This is a genomic window from Acidimicrobiales bacterium (assembly GCA_041394265.1).
Classification (GTDB): domain Bacteria; phylum Actinomycetota; class Acidimicrobiia; order Acidimicrobiales; family SZUA-35; genus JBBQUN01.
This window is the reverse complement of record JAWKIO010000005.1, coordinates 4,000,345-4,014,727: the sequence shown is the minus strand read 5'-3', so window position 1 is coordinate 4,014,727 and position 14,383 is coordinate 4,000,345. Positions and strand designations below refer to the sequence as shown.

Below are 14,383 nucleotides of genomic sequence, written 5' to 3'. Positions count from 1 at the left end.
ATCAGCGTCGTACGTGACGTCGGGCACCGCCGCCACCGACCGGATCCGCAGCAGCGCGACACCTCACCGAAATGGCTCCCCCGCCGAGCCGACTACCCTGGCGAAATGACGTCGTCACCCGGTTCGAGTGGTCTGGAAATCACGGATCTCGCCAAGCGGTACGGCTCGGTGGTTGCGGTCGATGGCCTCGACCTGTCGGTCCCCCGCGGCGCGATGATCGGATTCCTCGGCCCCAATGGCGCCGGCAAGACCACCACGATGCGCGCCATCCTCGGCATGGCCCGACCCGACAGCGGTGCCATCACTTGGGAGGGCTCGGCGATCGACGACGATGCTCGGAACCGCATCGGATACATGCCCCAAGAGCGTGGGCTGTACCCTCGCATGAAGGTCGGCGAGCAGGTGCGCTACTTCGGTCGACTCGCCGGTCTCACGCCGAGCCAGACGGCGGAGCGGACCGACCATTGGTTGGCTCGGCTCGGACTGACCGATCGAGCCGATGCTCTGGTCCAGGAGCTGTCGGGAGGCAACCAACAGCGGGTCCAGCTGGCGGTCTCGCTGGTCCACGATCCCGATCTCCTCGTGCTCGACGAGCCATTCGCCGGACTCGACCCCGTGGCGGCCGACACGATGCGCGAGATCATCGCCGAACGGGCCGACGAGGGGGCCAGCGTGCTGTTCTCATCGCACCAACTCGACGTGGTCGAAGATCTCTGCGAAGAGGTCGTGATCGTCAGCAAGGGTCGCCGGGTGGCCGGCGGGCGCATCGCCGATCTCCGCTCGGCCTCCCCCACTCGGTGGTTGCGGGTTCGCTGGGCCGATCCGATCGATCATTGGCAACCGACGATCGGAAGCGTCGAGCACTTCGACGGCCGTAGGTGCGTCGTGCGACTCGACCACACCGTCGACGTTGGTGCCAGCATCGCCGATGCGCTGGCCGCCGGCCCGGTCAGCGAGGTCGCGCTCGAGCCACCCGGTCTCGACGAAGTGTTCAGCGAGCTCGTTCGAGACGAGCTCGATGACGAGGAGCTCGTCGCTGCAGCCGACGGCGCGGCTGGCAGTGCTGCGGACCGTGAGGTCCGACCATGATCTGGACCATTGCCAAACGAGAGATCCTCACGCGAGGTCGGTCGAAGGGGTTCTTGATCCTCACCGGCCTGCTGTTCGTCGGCGTCATCGCCATCGCTCTCGTCCAGCTGTTCCTGAACAGCAGCAATGAACCGCGCGAAGTCACCATCGGCCTCACCGACGCGGCCGCCCCGTATGCCGAAGCACTCGCTGCCGGGACCCCCGACCTGGCACCGACGGTCGAGATCGTCGAGGCCGACACCCAACTCGTCGACGACGGCACCATCGACGTTCTGTTCGACGGCACTGCGTTGACCTGGGAGGGACTTCCCGATCGAACCCTCGACGCCTACGTGCGCGACACCGTCCAACAGGCCGCGTTCACCGAGCGGGCCGACGGTCTCGGACTCGCTCCCGACCAACTCGGTGAACTGTTCGCCCCGCTCGACATCGGTGAGGTTCGTCTCGATGGCGGCGATGATCAGTTCGGCGTGCGACTGGCGGCCGCCGTCGTTTCGGGCTTTGCCACCTTCATGCTGTTGCAGATGTGGGGCTCGTTCTTGATGATGGGTGTCATCGAGGAGAAGTCGTCGCGCGTGGTCGAGATCCTGCTGTCACACGTGCGCCCGGCGACACTGCTGAGCGGCAAGGTGCTCGGCCTTGGCGTCCTTGCGCTCGGCCAGATGCTCATCTTCGTGCTCGGACTGGTGGTCGGGCTCCTGCTCGTGGAGGACATCACCATTCCCGCCGGCGTGTGGTCGACCGTGCCGTTGTCGGTCGTCACCTTCCTGCTCGGTTTCGGCTTCTACGCCACTGCCTACGCCGCCGTCGGTTCGATGGTGTCACGACAAGAGGACGCCACCAGCGCCCAGCTGCCCGTGATGTTCCCCCTTCTCACGGGCTACTTCATCGCCGCCGCGAGCTTTGCCAATCCCGACAATCTTGCGGTGACCATCGGGTCCTTCGTCCCGTTCACCTCGCCGGTCCTCCTCCCCTTCCGCAACGCGACCGTCGACATGCCGGCATGGCAGATCGCACTCTCCCTGGGCCTGCTGGCGGCTTCGATCGTCGTCACGATCCGGGCGGCCGGTTGGATCTACCGCTATTCGCTCCTGCGGACCGGCTCGCGTGTCACCTGGGCCGAAGCGTGGAGGAATCGACACGATCCGACGCTATGAACCGCGAGTCGCCACGATGATCGGGGTGCGTGGCGCCACTCACGACCATTGCTAGAGTGAGCGCCCCTGCGGGTGTAGCTCAATGGTAGAGCAACAGGCTTCCATCCTGTTGATCGGGGTTCGATTCCCCGTACCCGCTCCACATGGCCCACACTGGCTGGGTGCCCACGCACCGCGATCACTCCCACTACGACATCGCCGTGATCGGCGCCGGGCCCGCCGGGGCTGCCACTGCCATCCGTGCCGCCCGAAGCGGTGCCCGGGTCATCGTGTTCGAAAAGGGCGCACACGGTCGCGACAAGGTCTGTGGCGATGGGCTGACGCCTCGGGCCATCGGCGCCCTCGACGAACTCAAGATCGACATCGGCGACTCGCACCACATCGTCGGCCTCCGCATGATCGCCAACAAGACTCGACGTGAACTCGACTGGCCGACCACGAGCCGGTTCCCGAATCACGGTGCGGTCTGGCCACGGCGCCTCCTTGACGCTGCGCTGATGGACGCCGCGGTCGAGGCCGGTGCCGAGCTCGTCTACGAAACCGAGGCGCTGCCGACCGTGGACGATCGTGGACGGGTCAGCGGAGTCGAGGCCGCCGGTCGACGCTTCAGCGCCGACCTCGTCGTCCTCGCTGCCGGCGCACCGGGCGCTGCCTCGCGGCTGCTCGGCGCCGAGCGCATCGCCGACGAACCCTTCGGGCTCGCCATCCGCAGCTACGCCGCCTCACCTCGCCACGCCGATCAACACCTCGAGGCTTGCCTCACCTTGCGCGACGCGAACGGTACGCCAGTGCCTGGCTACGGCTGGATGTTCCCGGCAGGCGACGGCACGGTGAACATCGGCGTCGGTGCGTTGTCGACCATGAAGGGGTTCAAGAGCCTGAACCTCAACACGCTCCTCGACAGCTATCGGTCGCTCGTCGCCGACGAGTGGGACCTCGGCCCGAACCTCGAACGCCCGCGAGCCTGGCGCCTGCCGATGAGTGTGCAACAGCGCCATGGCGAGGGCTGGGTGGCCGTCGGCGACGCCGCGGGTCTCGTGAATCCGATGAACGGTGAAGGCATCGACTACGGGCTCGAGTCCGGCATGCTGGCCGCCGATCTGTTCCTCGATGATCCGGCCACTGCACCCGCCCGCTATGACCAACAGGTCGGCGAGCGGTTCGACAGCTTCCTGCGAACTGGGCGCCGCTTCTCGTTCCTGATCGGCCATCCACTCATCCTTCGCTCCGGGCTGCGTCTTGCCGTCGGCACCCAATCGATTGCGAACATCACCCTGGCCGTCATGGGCAACCTGGTCGACAGCGAAACCCCCGGCGCCTCGGGCCGGGTCCTCACTGCGGCCGACAAGCTCCTCGGTCTCGCCGACCCCTCCTCCGCAAGACCCGCGCCCCGGCCTGAAACGCCTCGGGCGATCGGCCCCCCCCCCCCCCCCCCCCCCGCCGCTGCACTCCGGTACCAGGGTGCCGATCACGGCGCCGTCATACCGGAGATGGTGAACCCCGCACCCGACCAACGACAACGGCGACACCACGGTGTCGTCCACGGCGCTCTCGCACCGAAGATGATGGGCGATCGCCGGGTCCAGGTCAGCGAGCGGGTCGGTGGAGCCAGTGTCGCTCCACCCAGAAGCCACCGAGGGGCAGAGCGCCGAGGGCGATCGCCGTGATCAGCCGTTGGTGATCCCAACCGAGATCGTTGCGGACCTCGAGCAGCAGCGCCGCATACACCAGCACGAGCACGCCGTGGACCGGGCCCATGATCTGCACACCGAGTGGCTGATCTCCCGCGTACTTGATCACCATCGCCACTATCAGCACGAGATAGCTCGAGGCCTCGATCAGCGCGAACTGCTGGGCGCGCTCAAGCACGCGATCTCACGGCGGCGATCACCGTCCGCTGCCGCTCCTTCATCGCCTTGGTGAGCGAGACGTGGTAGCGGTGAGGATTCACGAGACGGCGGACACCGGGATCGAGTGCGGCCACGTCGTCGAGCGCCCGTTGCCTCGACATTGCCAGGCCCTGATCCCGTTGGAGGCGGGGATCAGAACGCAGCGCCTCGGCCCGAGCAATGTCGCTCCGCCGGATGATACGGCTGACGCCATCGAGAAACGGGTGGAACGCCTCGATGTCGTCGTCACCCAGCGGATCCTCATCGGGCACGGCGACGAGGTCGACGGTCGCAACACCGGCGTGGTCATAGAGCCGCCACACCGACTTCGCTCCGGGGATCGGGATCTTGACGGGGTTCTCCGACAGCTTGATCGCCGGCTCCCACTCCCCTTCTGCGTTCTCGACGCCGACGAGCTTGAACACGCCACCGAGTGCCGACTCGCCGTGCGACGTGATCAGCCGAGTACCGACGCCGTAGACCAAGCGGGCGAGCATCGCCGTCGGGTCGAGTCCGACCCGGATCGCCTCCTCGAAGATCTGCGAGCGGATCTGCCAGATCGTCAGCTCGTCGAGGTCACCCGACAGCACGATCGAGGCGTCGGGGAAGCCTGCTGCGTCGAGTTGGCGAGCCGCCTGCACCCCGAGATAGGCGAGGTCGCCGGAGTCGAGGCGAACGCCGACCGGTTCGTGCCCGGCGGCCCGGAGCTCGTTGAACACGGTGATGGCGTTCGGCATGCCGGACCGCAACGTGTCGATGGTGTCGACGAGCAAGACGCAATCGTCGGGGTAGCTGCGGGCGAACGCCCGGAACGCCTCGAGCTCGCCGCCTCCGGTGGCGAGATAGGCCTGAACCAGGCTGTGGGCGTGGGTGCCCTTGGGGTCGGTGCCGAGCACGACCGACGCCTCGACGTTCGAGGTGGCGTTGCAGCCCCCGATCAGCGCCGCCCGAGCACCTTCATCGACCGCTGCACCAGCGCCGCGCCGCATCCCGAACTCGAGGACGACACTCGACTGGGCGCTCTGGCGAACCCGAGCGGCCTTGGTCGCGATCAGCGTCGCATAGTTGAGGTGGTTGAGCAGCGCCGTCTCGACGATCTGGGCCACCGCCATCGGGCCGACGACCGACATCACCGGCAGGTGGGGATGGATCACACGGCCTTCGGCGATCGAGGTCAACTCGAGCAGCGAGAAGTCGCACGACGACACCAGCCAGTCGAGATATGCCTCGTCGAACAGCGGCTCACCGGCGGCCGTGCGTAGCTCGCGGAGCGCCGCGGTCTCGGCCTCGCCGAACGAGGTGGTGTCCAACCACTCGAGCAGCGGTTCGAGGCCGGCCGCGATGCAGAAGCCGGCCTGGTGCGTGCCGTAGTCGGGGTTCTCGCGGAAGAAGTAGTCGAACTGGGCTCGCCGCTCGGCCAGCCCCTCACGGAAGTAGAGCTGGCCCATCACCAGCTGGTAGTGATCGGTGAACAGAGCGCTCCGGCTACCGAGGTGGATCACTCGACGACCTCGACACCCGCAGCCTCGAGTTCGGCTCGGGCTCGTGCGCCGTCGCCGGCGGTGATCTCGACCGGCCGAGTGGCACGCCAGATCACCGTGGTGTCGAAGCCGGCAGCAACGGCGTCGAGTGCAGTCGCTTTCACGCAGACGTCGGCGGCGAGCCCGACGACCACCACCCGGGTGACCGCCCGGGCCCGCAGCAAGGCTTCGAGGCCGGTGGTCGAGGCGTCGCCCGTCAACGGGTCGGCCATGGCGAAGGCCGAATAGCCATCCTCGCCGCCGGTCCCCTTGCGAATGATGGCGTCGGCGTCGTTCGAGAGGTCGGGGTGCAGCGCGGCGCCCCAGGTGGAGCGGACGCAGTGGACCGGCCACACGCCACCGTCGTCGATGAAGTGCGGTGTTGCGGGCGGGTGCCAGTCCTGGGTGAGCACGACGGTGGCACCGCCGGCACGAGCCGAGGCGATGAGTACGTTGATCGGTTCGACGATGTCGTCGCCTCCGGCGACGAACAGGGATCCACCCGGGTCGGCGAAGTCGTTCTGCATGTCGACCACCACCAGGGCCTGACCAGGAGCGAAATCGACGGTGTCGCCCATGGCAGCGCCCTCAGTCACCGTCGGCGCTCCGGATGAGGGCGATGGCTCGCTCCAAGTGGTCGAGTTGCTCGCTGAGCGTCTTGCCGCGGAGGCCAACTCGGAGCGTCGTGATGCCGGCGTCGGCATGGGCTCGCACCCGATCGCGGACCATCGCCTCGTCGCCGATCAGGCTCGACGCCAACACGAACTCGTCGGGAACCGCAGCGATCGCCTCGTCCTTCTTGCCTGCCACCCACAGCGATTGCACTTCGGCTGCGGCGTCGGCCCAACCAGCCCGGGAGTACGCGTTGTTGTAGAAGTTGGTGGTCGCCGATCCCATCGCGCCGAGCGAGAATGCGAGGCCGGGCCGATGCCGCTCGATCACCGCATCGATGTCGTCGTCGATGTCGAACGCTCCCCCGACTTGGAGATCGAGGTCGGACAGCGAACGCCCGGCACGCTCGGCGCCGGCTCGCAGGTGGACGAAGCTGACCTCGGCGGCTTCCGGAATGAACGAGGTACCCAGCCAACCGCTGGCCACTTCGCCGGTGAACTCGAGCGACTTGGGTCCGAGCGTTGCCAGATAGATCGGAAGGTCTGGCTTCGGCGGCATCGAAAGGCGGAGCGCCTTTCCCTCGCCGCCGGGGCGAGGCAGGACGTAGTGCTCGCCGTCGTAGGACAGCCGCTCGCCTCGGAGCCCCATTTGGACGATCTCGACGTACTCCTTCAACCGTGACAGCGGTTTGGCGAACGCCACACCGTGGAGCCCTTCGACCACCTGCGGCCCGCTCACGCCGAGGCCGAGTAGGAAGCGGTCGTTGGTCAACCTGGCCATCGCCAGCGCGGTCATGGCGGTCATCGACGGGGTCCGGGCGCTGATCTGCATGATGCCGGTGCCGAGCTGGATGCGCTCGGTCACGGCTGCCAGGTAGGCCAGCGGGGCGATCGTCTCCATCCCCCAGGCCTCGGCCGACCAGGCGACATCGACGCCGAGCTTGTCGGCCTGGCGAACCAGTTCGACGATCTCCTCCCAGTTGGAACCGTCGTAGTACGCACTTCCCACACCGATGGCGATCCGCATCCGGACACCATCCCACGCCAGCCCCTACCGAAACAACGCCATTCACCCCACCCCGTGCGGCAACTCTGGCGAGTTGACACCTCTCAGCGGCATCAACTCGCCAAAGTTGCGGGGAATCGGTCGGGCGGCGGAGGTTGTGCGGGTGAGGTGTGAGCGGGAGGTGAGGGTCAGCCGAAGTCGTCGATCATGAGGACTTCGCCGACCTGGATGTCCCGCAGGGCCGACAGTTCGCCGATCTCGAGGTCGATGTACCACACGGTGGAGAAGTCGAGCTCCTCGTCGGGCACCGAGATGACGCTCACGTAGCCCTCGCTCAGCAACACCGAGCCGGGCGTCCCGGCCGGAATGAGTTTCTCAACCACGAAGTTGTCGGTCTCGCCGGCGTTGTCGGACGGCGAGAACGAACCGTCGCCGTAGTCAACGTCTTCCTCGGGGTAGATCCCGCCGCCGAAGATCTCATTCTCGAGCTCGTAGAGCGGGTCACCGCCTTCTTCGATCAGCGCGGTGATCGAGTCGACGAGGTTGGTGAACGAGTCGGCCTCGAACTGCTCGAGGATCTCGGCCATCGGATACATCATCGACGGCACGGTGCTGACGTACCAGCGCCCGTCACGCTCGACCACGGTGATGCCCTGCTCCGGGAACGTGAGGTCTTCGAAGGCGGAGATGTCGATGCCGAGCTCGTCGATCATGTCCTTCGCCAGTTGCTGGACATCGGCGGCGTCTGCGGAGGCCGCAGCATCGGAGGCGCACAGCTCCTCGGTCTCGCCCGCCATCGTGACCGTGTAGCAGTCGCCGTCGAAATCGATCGAGCCATCGATCGGTTCACCGCTGTAGGGATCGATGCCCGAGAGGCTGCCGGCGAACCCGTCGATCCCGACCATCGTTCGGCCGTTGCGCTCCCACGAGCGAACGTCGAGGCGGTCGAGCGTGAGGTCGCCGACCTCATCGGTGAAGGATTGGGCGCCGGCGTCGACATCGTCGAGGAACAGCGGCGAGTAGTCGTAGAGCGCTGCCATCTCGACCGGGTCGAGGTGGGCGATCACACCGCCGAGGTCGAGATCGATCGCCGACTGGACCAGCCCCTTCACGGCGTCGCCCGGTGTGGCACCACCCACCGGCGCCGGGCCGTTGCCCAGTCCGGGGAACAGCATCTCGGCGTCGCGCCGGGCCGACTCGGCCATGGTGTAGGTGAGGCTCACGTACCAGCCGCCGTCGTCTTCGACCACCGCCAGCGAGAACGGGTCCTGACCGAGATCGTTCGACTGCCCCTCGGTTTCGGCCATGGCCTCGTCGAGCGTCTGACCGTTCGCTGCTTCCTCGGCCGAATCCATGGCATCACGGATGACCGAGCCGAACGGCAACTGATCGGCGTCGAGGTTGGTGCCGGTGATCGTGCCGCCCGTGGTGGTGACCCAGGCCAGTCGAGGATCGAGCTCCTCGACCGAGTAGCTCACTCCGCTCACGGTGAGGTCGAACCCGCCGAGTGCGCTGGTGTCCGCAGCCGGATCGAGGACCTCGAGCCGCTGCAGCTGGCGCATGACGGCGGCCGTCGGCTCGACGAGCGTCTCGCGCTCACCGGGAGGGAGCAGCTCGAGGACGCCGGCGAGATCCTCGTTGTCGACCGCCACGAAGAACTGTTCGAACGCCTCGCCCGGCGACTGCGGCCCAGCCGGATCACTGAGGGCGGACTTGACGACGTAGCCACCCACGCCGGCGGTGACGACGAGCGCCGCGGCCAGCCCGAGCCGACCGAGGTGCTTGGGGCCACGGCGTACCGACGACTCGGTCGTCGAGGGTGCAGCAGGCCCGGTCCCGTACATCTCGAAGCTGTTGCCTGCGCCACCCGGTGCCGCCGGAGGCGCCATTGGCGGCTGCCACTGCTGAGTCGGTTGGTTCGGGGTCGATTCGGTCATGAGTTCCCTCTCGCAGGTGTCGCTCGTCGGCGAAGCATCGGCACCCGTTGCCGCCGCCTTGAGTCTCGCATTGCCCACAGCCGGTAGGGGCGACAGGACCTAATACCCTCGACTTCCGCCACTTCAGAGGCCACGATCGAATCATGACCACATCACAGGGTGCTGGCGAGACTCGCTACATGGTGCTCGGACTCGACGGTTCGGCCGGTTCCACGGCGGCGCTCAACTGGGCGATCCGTCACACCGACGTCTTCGGGAAGATCAAACCGGTCATGACCTGGCTGCTCCCCTGGTGGGCCAGCGGGGCCGGCTCTCCCGGCGCCTATACCCCGCCGCCGACGGTCGAGCTCCAGCTCCAAGCCGAAGACCAGCTCGCCGTGCAGCTCGAGCGGGTGACCTCGCCCGATCTCCTTCCACCGGTGGTGGTCCATGGCCGACCGGGCCCGACGCTGGTCGACATCAGTGAGCACGCCAACCTTCTCGTGGTGGGGACTCGAGGACGAGGAGCGCTCGCCGACACGATCCTCGGCTCGGTCAGCACCCATGTCGCATCGCACGCCACCTGCCCGGTGGCGATCGTTCCCGAGCACGCACCGTCCGACCACATGTTCAACCGCATCGTCGTCGGGATCGACGGCTCGGCGTCGTCGCTGCACGCACTCGAGTGGGCCACCCGCTTGGCCGACGACGCCACGACGATCGAGGTGGTGCACACCTGGAGCCCGATGCCTGCCGGCGCCCTTGATTCGTCGGTGTCGATCATCGATGACCTCCTGGCGCAATCGCAGCGCCTCGCCGAGGACACCGTGGCGAAGGCAGCGGCACACCTCGGGATCGAGGCAAAGCGCTTCGACGTCAGGGTCGAGATGGGTGATGCCCGCAACATCTTGCGTGACATCAGCAAGGACGCCGATCTGCTCGTGGTCGGCGCTCGCGGCCACCGCGGCGTCGCCCACCTCCTCCTCGGTTCGGTGGCTACCGGTCTGGTCCATCAACCACTCGTGCCGACGATCGTCGTCCCCAACCACCTCGACGCCTGACCAATTGCAGCACCCATCACACAACTGGAGTCCACGATGAACACCACCCCGTCAGACACGACCGGCGCCGAGGCAGCCGCGGGCCAGGCGGTCTTCGAGCGCACCGGCCTCGAGGTGTTGTCGCAGGACGAGTGCTGGCGGCTCGCCGCCGGTTCGACGGTCGGTCGCCTGGCGGTGTCGATTGCCAACCAACCCGACATCTTCCCCATCAACTATGCGGTCGACGGCAAGACCATCGTGATCACGACGGATGCGGGAACCAAGCTGGCTGCAGCGTTACTCGGAACGGCCGTTGCCTTCGAGGTCGACGGGCTCGATGCCGATCGCCACACCGGGTGGAGCATCGTGGTGCACGGCCGGGCCGAGGAAGTATCGGGGGTCGAGGAGCTCCTCGAGGCCGAGGACCTGGGCATCAAGACGTGGGCCAACCGAGACAAGAGTCGCTTCGTCCGCATCCACCCGACCGAGGTGACCGGCCGCCGCATTCCCGGCCACGACTGATCCGAGCGAGTAGCGCTCAGCCGCTCGCCGCCGCTGTCACGAGTTCATCGAGAATCTCGACGAAGTCGACGAGGTCGACGAAGCGGGTATAGAGCGGGACCGGGGCGACGCGGATCACGTTCGGATAGCGCCAATCGCACGCCACGCCGCGGGCTTCCAGCGCTTCGAAGACGGCTCGACCGTCGACCCCTGGAGCAACCACCTCGAGCGCGAACTGGCATCCTCGCTCGGCCATGCCTCGCGGGTTCGCCTGACGGATCCGCCCATCGAAGCGATCGTCGAGCAAGCGGTCGAGGAACGCCACCAGCGACTCGGCCTTTGCTCGCAGCGCCGGCATCCCGCCGGCCTCCTCGACGATCTGCAACTGCGGGATGAGGGTCGCCTGCGACAGGATCGATCCGCACGACACCTGCCAGCCGCTGGCTCCTGCAGCCGATTCGAACGTGGTGGCCATCTCGAAACGGGTCTCAGGCTTGGTTCCCCACCAACCGAGGAAGCGGGGCAGGTTCGGGTTGCCGTGGTGTCGTTCGTGAACGAACGCGCCGGCGATCGATCCTGGCCCGCCGTTGAGGTACTTGTAGGTGCACCAGGCAGCGAAGTCGACATCCCAATCGTGGAGCGCCAGCTCGATGTTGCCTGCCGCATGGGCGAGGTCGAACCCCACCTGGGCGCCGACATGACGGGCGGCGGCCGCGATGGCCGGAAGATCGAAGACTTGCCCGGTGTAGTACTGCACGCCGGGCCACATCACGAGAGCGAGTTCGTCGCCGTGTTCCTCGATCGCGGCCAGGATGTCGTCGTGCTCGATCAGGTGGGCGCCGGGTCGCGGAGCAACGGTCACCAGCGAGGTGGACGGATCGAAGCCTCGTTGGCGGATCTGTGACTCGACGGCGAAGTGATCCGAAGGGAACGCATGGTCGTCGATCAGGATCTTGTGGCGCTCGGGCGTCGGCTCGTAGAACGACACCATCAGCAGGTGAAGGTTGGTGGTGAGCGAGTTCATGGTGGTCACTTCGGCGGCCGAGGCTCCGACGATGGGCGCCATCAGCGCGCTGACCTCGAGGTGGCTCTGCCACCAGGCCCCCGGCTCGTCGAAGTGGCCGCGCACCCCGAGCTGCCCCCAGCGATCCAGTTCGTGGGCGACGGCTTCGCGAGCGTCGGAACTCAGCAACCCGAGCGAATTGCCCACCAGATAGATCTCGTCGACGCCGTTGGTCTGGGGAATGACGAATCGATCCCGGAAACGGGCGAGCGGATCGGCGGCATCGAGTGCCAGCGCTCGTTCTCGATCACTGCGGGCTTCGTCGGATCGCTGCTCGGGAACCATCGCTCGACGGTACTCGGCGACACCTCGTCGTGTGCCATGTGACTCAAGTGCTAACTTTTGCAAGCAAAAGGGTAGACGGAGTACGCAATGCGTACTATCCTTCGCAACAGTTAGCGGACGATCAGGTCGCATCCGCAACCATCCCCGAGAGGAACCCGTCATGATGCTCATGGATCAGGTCAAGAAGGCCCAGGAACAGTTCACCGACAACGCCACCGTCGAAGAGGTGATGGAGCGCTTCGAAGCGCTGCAGAAGGATCTCAACGAGCGCTTCGAGGCTGCCCAGACCGAGCTCAACGAGCGGTTCGAAGAGGCCACCAGCCGCTTCGCCGACGCCAACGAGTGGGTCGCCGAGAACGTCACCAGCCGCATCGCCACCCTTCCCGGTGCCGAGCGACTCCCCCAGCCCGCCGAGGTCGTCACGAACTACTTCGACGCCATCGAGCGGATCACCGCTTCCAACCGCGAGCTGGCCGTCAAGCTGGTCGCCCCCTGGGTGATCGGCACCGACGGCGCCGCCAAGGCCACCAAGGTCAAGGCCACCGCCGAGACCTCCGCTGCGGCCAAGCCCGCCGCCAAGAAGCCGGCAGCCAAGAAGGCCACCGCCCGCAAGTCGACCGCCCGCAAGGCTGCCGCAAAGAGCTGAGGTCGCAGGTCACCATGGGAGCCGGCAATGCATCCTCTGGTGATCGCGAGGCGCAACGGAGCCAGCTCGGCGAGTTCATCCGAACCCAACGCCGACTGGCTCAGTTGTCGCAGCGTGAACTGGCAAAGCTCACGAATCTGTCCGATCCCTACGTGAGCCAGATCGAACGGGGCCTCCACGCCCCGTCGGTCCGCGTTTTGCGGGCCATCGCCGGCGCGCTCGACATCAGCGCCGAGAACATGATGGCGTACGCCGGTCTGATCGATCCCGATCCGCGACCCGACACCCAGCAGACCACCGAGTCTGCGATCCGGGCCGATGCCCATCTCACCGACGACCAGAAAGACGCGCTGCTCGCGGTCTATCGGTCGCTCATCGCCGACGGTACGCCACCAGCTCCGGAGTGAGCGACGCCACATCGGTGGCACCGATGAGCGCCATGGTCTGGCGCATGCCGGCCTCGAAGAAGTCGAGCACGAAGTCGACGCCTCGCTCCCCCGCAGCGCCCAACCCGTAGAGGTACGGGCGACCGATCATTGCGGCGGTGGCACCAAGGGCGACCGCCTTGACGATGTCGCTGCCACGCCGGACACCTCCGTCGGCCAGGATCTCGATCCGCCCGCCGACCGCCTGGGCGACGGGACCGACCAGGTCGATCGGTGCTGGTGCGCTGTCGAGCTGGCGACCACCATGGTTCGACAAGGCCACGGCGGCGACGCCGAGATCGGCGGCGATGGTGGCATCGGCGACGCTCTGCACGCCCTTCAACACGATGGGGCCGTCCCAGATCGACTGGAGCCACTCGACGTCGTTCCACGACAGCGCCTGATCGAACTGGGCGTTGATGTATTCCGACAGGTTCACTGCGCTCGACCCGTCGCTCGCGTCGTTGTTGCTCGCCACGTTGGCAAACGTGATCGGATCGTTGCGGAGGAAGTCGAGCGACCAACCGGGATGGATCGCACCGTCGACCAGGGTGTCGAGGCCGATCTTTGGCGGCAGCGTGTAGCCGCGACGCACGTCGCGCTCGCGCCGCCCGAGCACGGCGGTGTCGACGGTGAGGATCAGCGCCTCATAGTCGGCTGCTGCGGCCCGGTCGACCAGGTCCTTGACCAGGCCACGGTCCTTCCACGTGTACACCTGGAACCACTTCGGTCCGTCGCTGACCCGCGCCACCTCCTCGATCGAGCGGGTCCCCATGGTCGACAGGCTGTAGGGAAGTCCCCGTCGTGCGGCCGAGCGGGCAACGGAGAGTTCGCCCTGGGAGTGGGCGATGCGGGTGAACCCCGTCGGCGACAGCACGAGCGGGTACGGCAGCGGTCGACCGAACAGCGTGGTCGTGGTGTCGATCACCGAGACGTCACGCAGCACTCGGGGCACGAACTCGAGATCACCGAACGCTGAAGAGTTGCGCCGCAGCGCCAGCTCGTCCTCGGCGCCGCCGTCGATGTAGTCGAAGACTCCACCGGGCAGGCGTCGCTTGGCGATTCGCCGCAGGTCACTGATGTCGGCGCAGCCCGACAATCGGCGCTCGATCGGGTCGGTTTCGATCTGCTTGAACCGAACGACCGAGCGGAAGGTGTTGATCATGCCCATGTCCGCACCGTAGCCCTGGGTGCGACCCTCATCGTCTCGTTTCGCATGCCGATAGTGCAGTAGG

At 66.8% G+C, this 14,383-nt stretch carries 14 protein-coding genes and 1 tRNA gene; 8 read left to right on the top strand and 7 right to left on the bottom strand.

What is annotated here, in order from left to right; genetic code table 11:
* Positions 1-105 precede the first annotated feature (105 nt).
* From R2733_19400 to R2733_19385, 4 genes are all read left to right on the top strand, one after another.
* A complete protein-coding gene (locus R2733_19400) occupies positions 106-1,089 on the top strand; it encodes an ATP-binding cassette domain-containing protein (GenBank protein ID MEZ5378676.1) in 984 nt (327 codons plus the stop codon).
* Positions 1,086-2,246 carry an ABC transporter permease gene (locus R2733_19395; protein ID MEZ5378675.1) on the top strand — a complete coding sequence of 387 codons (1,161 nt, stop codon included), beginning with the start codon at positions 1,086-1,088 and terminating at the stop codon, positions 2,244-2,246. The genes R2733_19400 and R2733_19395 overlap by 4 nt, the downstream gene beginning before the upstream one ends.
* A gap of 68 nt (positions 2,247-2,314) precedes the next feature.
* Positions 2,315-2,388 (top strand) — tRNA-Gly (locus R2733_19390).
* Between the two features lie 19 nt (positions 2,389-2,407).
* Positions 2,408-3,913 (top strand): NAD(P)/FAD-dependent oxidoreductase, encoded by a 1,506-nt coding sequence (locus R2733_19385; protein MEZ5378674.1) that lies wholly within the window; start codon positions 2,408-2,410, stop codon positions 3,911-3,913.
* Here R2733_19385 and R2733_19380 read toward each other — a convergent pair.
* From R2733_19380 to R2733_19360, 5 genes are all read right to left on the bottom strand, one after another.
* Positions 3,834-4,115 (bottom strand): DUF3817 domain-containing protein, encoded by a 282-nt coding sequence (locus R2733_19380; protein MEZ5378673.1) that lies wholly within the window; start codon positions 4,113-4,115, stop codon positions 3,834-3,836. The genes R2733_19385 and R2733_19380 overlap by 80 nt on opposite strands.
* Entirely contained in the window at positions 4,108-5,637 is a 1,530-nt protein-coding gene (locus R2733_19375) for a nicotinate phosphoribosyltransferase (protein ID MEZ5378672.1), read from the bottom strand. Before R2733_19375 ends, R2733_19380 begins: the two co-directional genes overlap by 8 nt.
* Complete coding sequence (locus tag R2733_19370) at positions 5,634-6,233, bottom strand: isochorismatase family protein (GenBank protein MEZ5378671.1); 600 nt, start codon at positions 6,231-6,233, stop codon at positions 5,634-5,636. Before R2733_19370 ends, R2733_19375 begins: the two co-directional genes overlap by 4 nt.
* 10 nt (positions 6,234-6,243) lie before the next feature.
* The gene (locus tag R2733_19365; protein ID MEZ5378670.1) at positions 6,244-7,293 is read right to left on the bottom strand and encodes an LLM class flavin-dependent oxidoreductase; all 1,050 of its coding nucleotides are present in this window, start codon (positions 7,291-7,293) and stop codon (positions 6,244-6,246) included.
* 167 nt (positions 7,294-7,460) lie between these two features.
* Positions 7,461-9,209, bottom strand: a complete 1,749-nt coding sequence (locus tag R2733_19360; GenBank protein MEZ5378669.1) for a hypothetical protein — start codon at positions 9,207-9,209, stop codon at positions 7,461-7,463.
* A 143-nt stretch (positions 9,210-9,352) separates the two neighbouring features.
* Between R2733_19360 and R2733_19355 the strand changes: the two genes are divergently transcribed.
* Both R2733_19355 and R2733_19350 read left to right on the top strand, forming a co-directional pair.
* Positions 9,353-10,249: a universal stress protein gene (locus R2733_19355; protein MEZ5378668.1), complete on the top strand. Its 897-nt coding sequence runs from the start codon at positions 9,353-9,355 to the stop codon at positions 10,247-10,249.
* A 36-nt stretch (positions 10,250-10,285) separates the two neighbouring features.
* On the top strand, positions 10,286-10,750 hold the full coding sequence (locus R2733_19350) for a pyridoxamine 5'-phosphate oxidase family protein (protein MEZ5378667.1): 465 nt from the start codon (positions 10,286-10,288) through the stop codon (positions 10,748-10,750).
* A gap of 16 nt (positions 10,751-10,766) precedes the next feature.
* On the opposite strand, the gene kynU is transcribed toward R2733_19350, so the two are convergent.
* Complete coding sequence (kynU, locus tag R2733_19345) at positions 10,767-12,077, bottom strand: kynureninase (GenBank protein MEZ5378666.1); 1,311 nt, start codon at positions 12,075-12,077, stop codon at positions 10,767-10,769.
* Positions 12,078-12,237: 160 nt separating this feature from the next.
* Here kynU and R2733_19340 point away from each other — a divergent pair, with 160 nt between their 5' ends.
* Positions 12,238-12,723 (top strand): hypothetical protein, encoded by a 486-nt coding sequence (locus R2733_19340; GenBank protein MEZ5378665.1) that lies wholly within the window; start codon positions 12,238-12,240, stop codon positions 12,721-12,723.
* A 14-nt stretch (positions 12,724-12,737) separates the two neighbouring features.
* A complete protein-coding gene (locus R2733_19335; GenBank protein ID MEZ5378664.1) occupies positions 12,738-13,130 on the top strand; it encodes a helix-turn-helix transcriptional regulator in 393 nt (130 codons plus the stop codon).
* Here R2733_19335 and R2733_19330 read toward each other — a convergent pair.
* The gene (locus tag R2733_19330) at positions 13,096-14,319 is read right to left on the bottom strand and encodes an alpha-hydroxy acid oxidase (protein ID MEZ5378663.1); all 1,224 of its coding nucleotides are present in this window, start codon (positions 14,317-14,319) and stop codon (positions 13,096-13,098) included. The two genes, R2733_19335 and R2733_19330, sit on opposite strands and share 35 nt — an antisense overlap.
* Between the last annotated feature and the right edge of the window lie 64 nt (positions 14,320-14,383).

Bases quoted from the DNA above. Each gene is read 5' to 3' on its own strand.
- R2733_19400 (MEZ5378676.1), top strand. From the start codon at position 106: ATGACGTCGTCACCCGGTTCGAGTGGTCTGGAAATCACGGATCTCGCC.
- R2733_19370 (MEZ5378671.1), bottom strand. From the start codon at position 6,233: ATGGGCGACACCGTCGATTTCGCTCCTGGTCAGGCCCTGGTGGTGGTC.
- R2733_19360 (MEZ5378669.1), bottom strand. From the start codon at position 9,209: ATGACCGAATCGACCCCGAACCAACCGACTCAGCAGTGGCAGCCGCCA.
- R2733_19365 (MEZ5378670.1), bottom strand. From the start codon at position 7,293: ATGCGGATCGCCATCGGTGTGGGAAGTGCGTACTACGACGGTTCCAAC.
- R2733_19330 (MEZ5378663.1), bottom strand. From the start codon at position 14,319: ATGGGCATGATCAACACCTTCCGCTCGGTCGTTCGGTTCAAGCAGATC.
- R2733_19395 (MEZ5378675.1), top strand. From the start codon at position 1,086: ATGATCTGGACCATTGCCAAACGAGAGATCCTCACGCGAGGTCGGTCG.
- R2733_19355 (MEZ5378668.1), top strand. From the start codon at position 9,353: ATGACCACATCACAGGGTGCTGGCGAGACTCGCTACATGGTGCTCGGA.
- R2733_19340 (MEZ5378665.1), top strand. From the start codon at position 12,238: ATGATGCTCATGGATCAGGTCAAGAAGGCCCAGGAACAGTTCACCGAC.
- R2733_19335 (MEZ5378664.1), top strand. From the start codon at position 12,738: ATGGGAGCCGGCAATGCATCCTCTGGTGATCGCGAGGCGCAACGGAGC.
- R2733_19350 (MEZ5378667.1), top strand. From the start codon at position 10,286: ATGAACACCACCCCGTCAGACACGACCGGCGCCGAGGCAGCCGCGGGC.
- kynU (MEZ5378666.1), bottom strand. From the start codon at position 12,077: ATGGTTCCCGAGCAGCGATCCGACGAAGCCCGCAGTGATCGAGAACGA.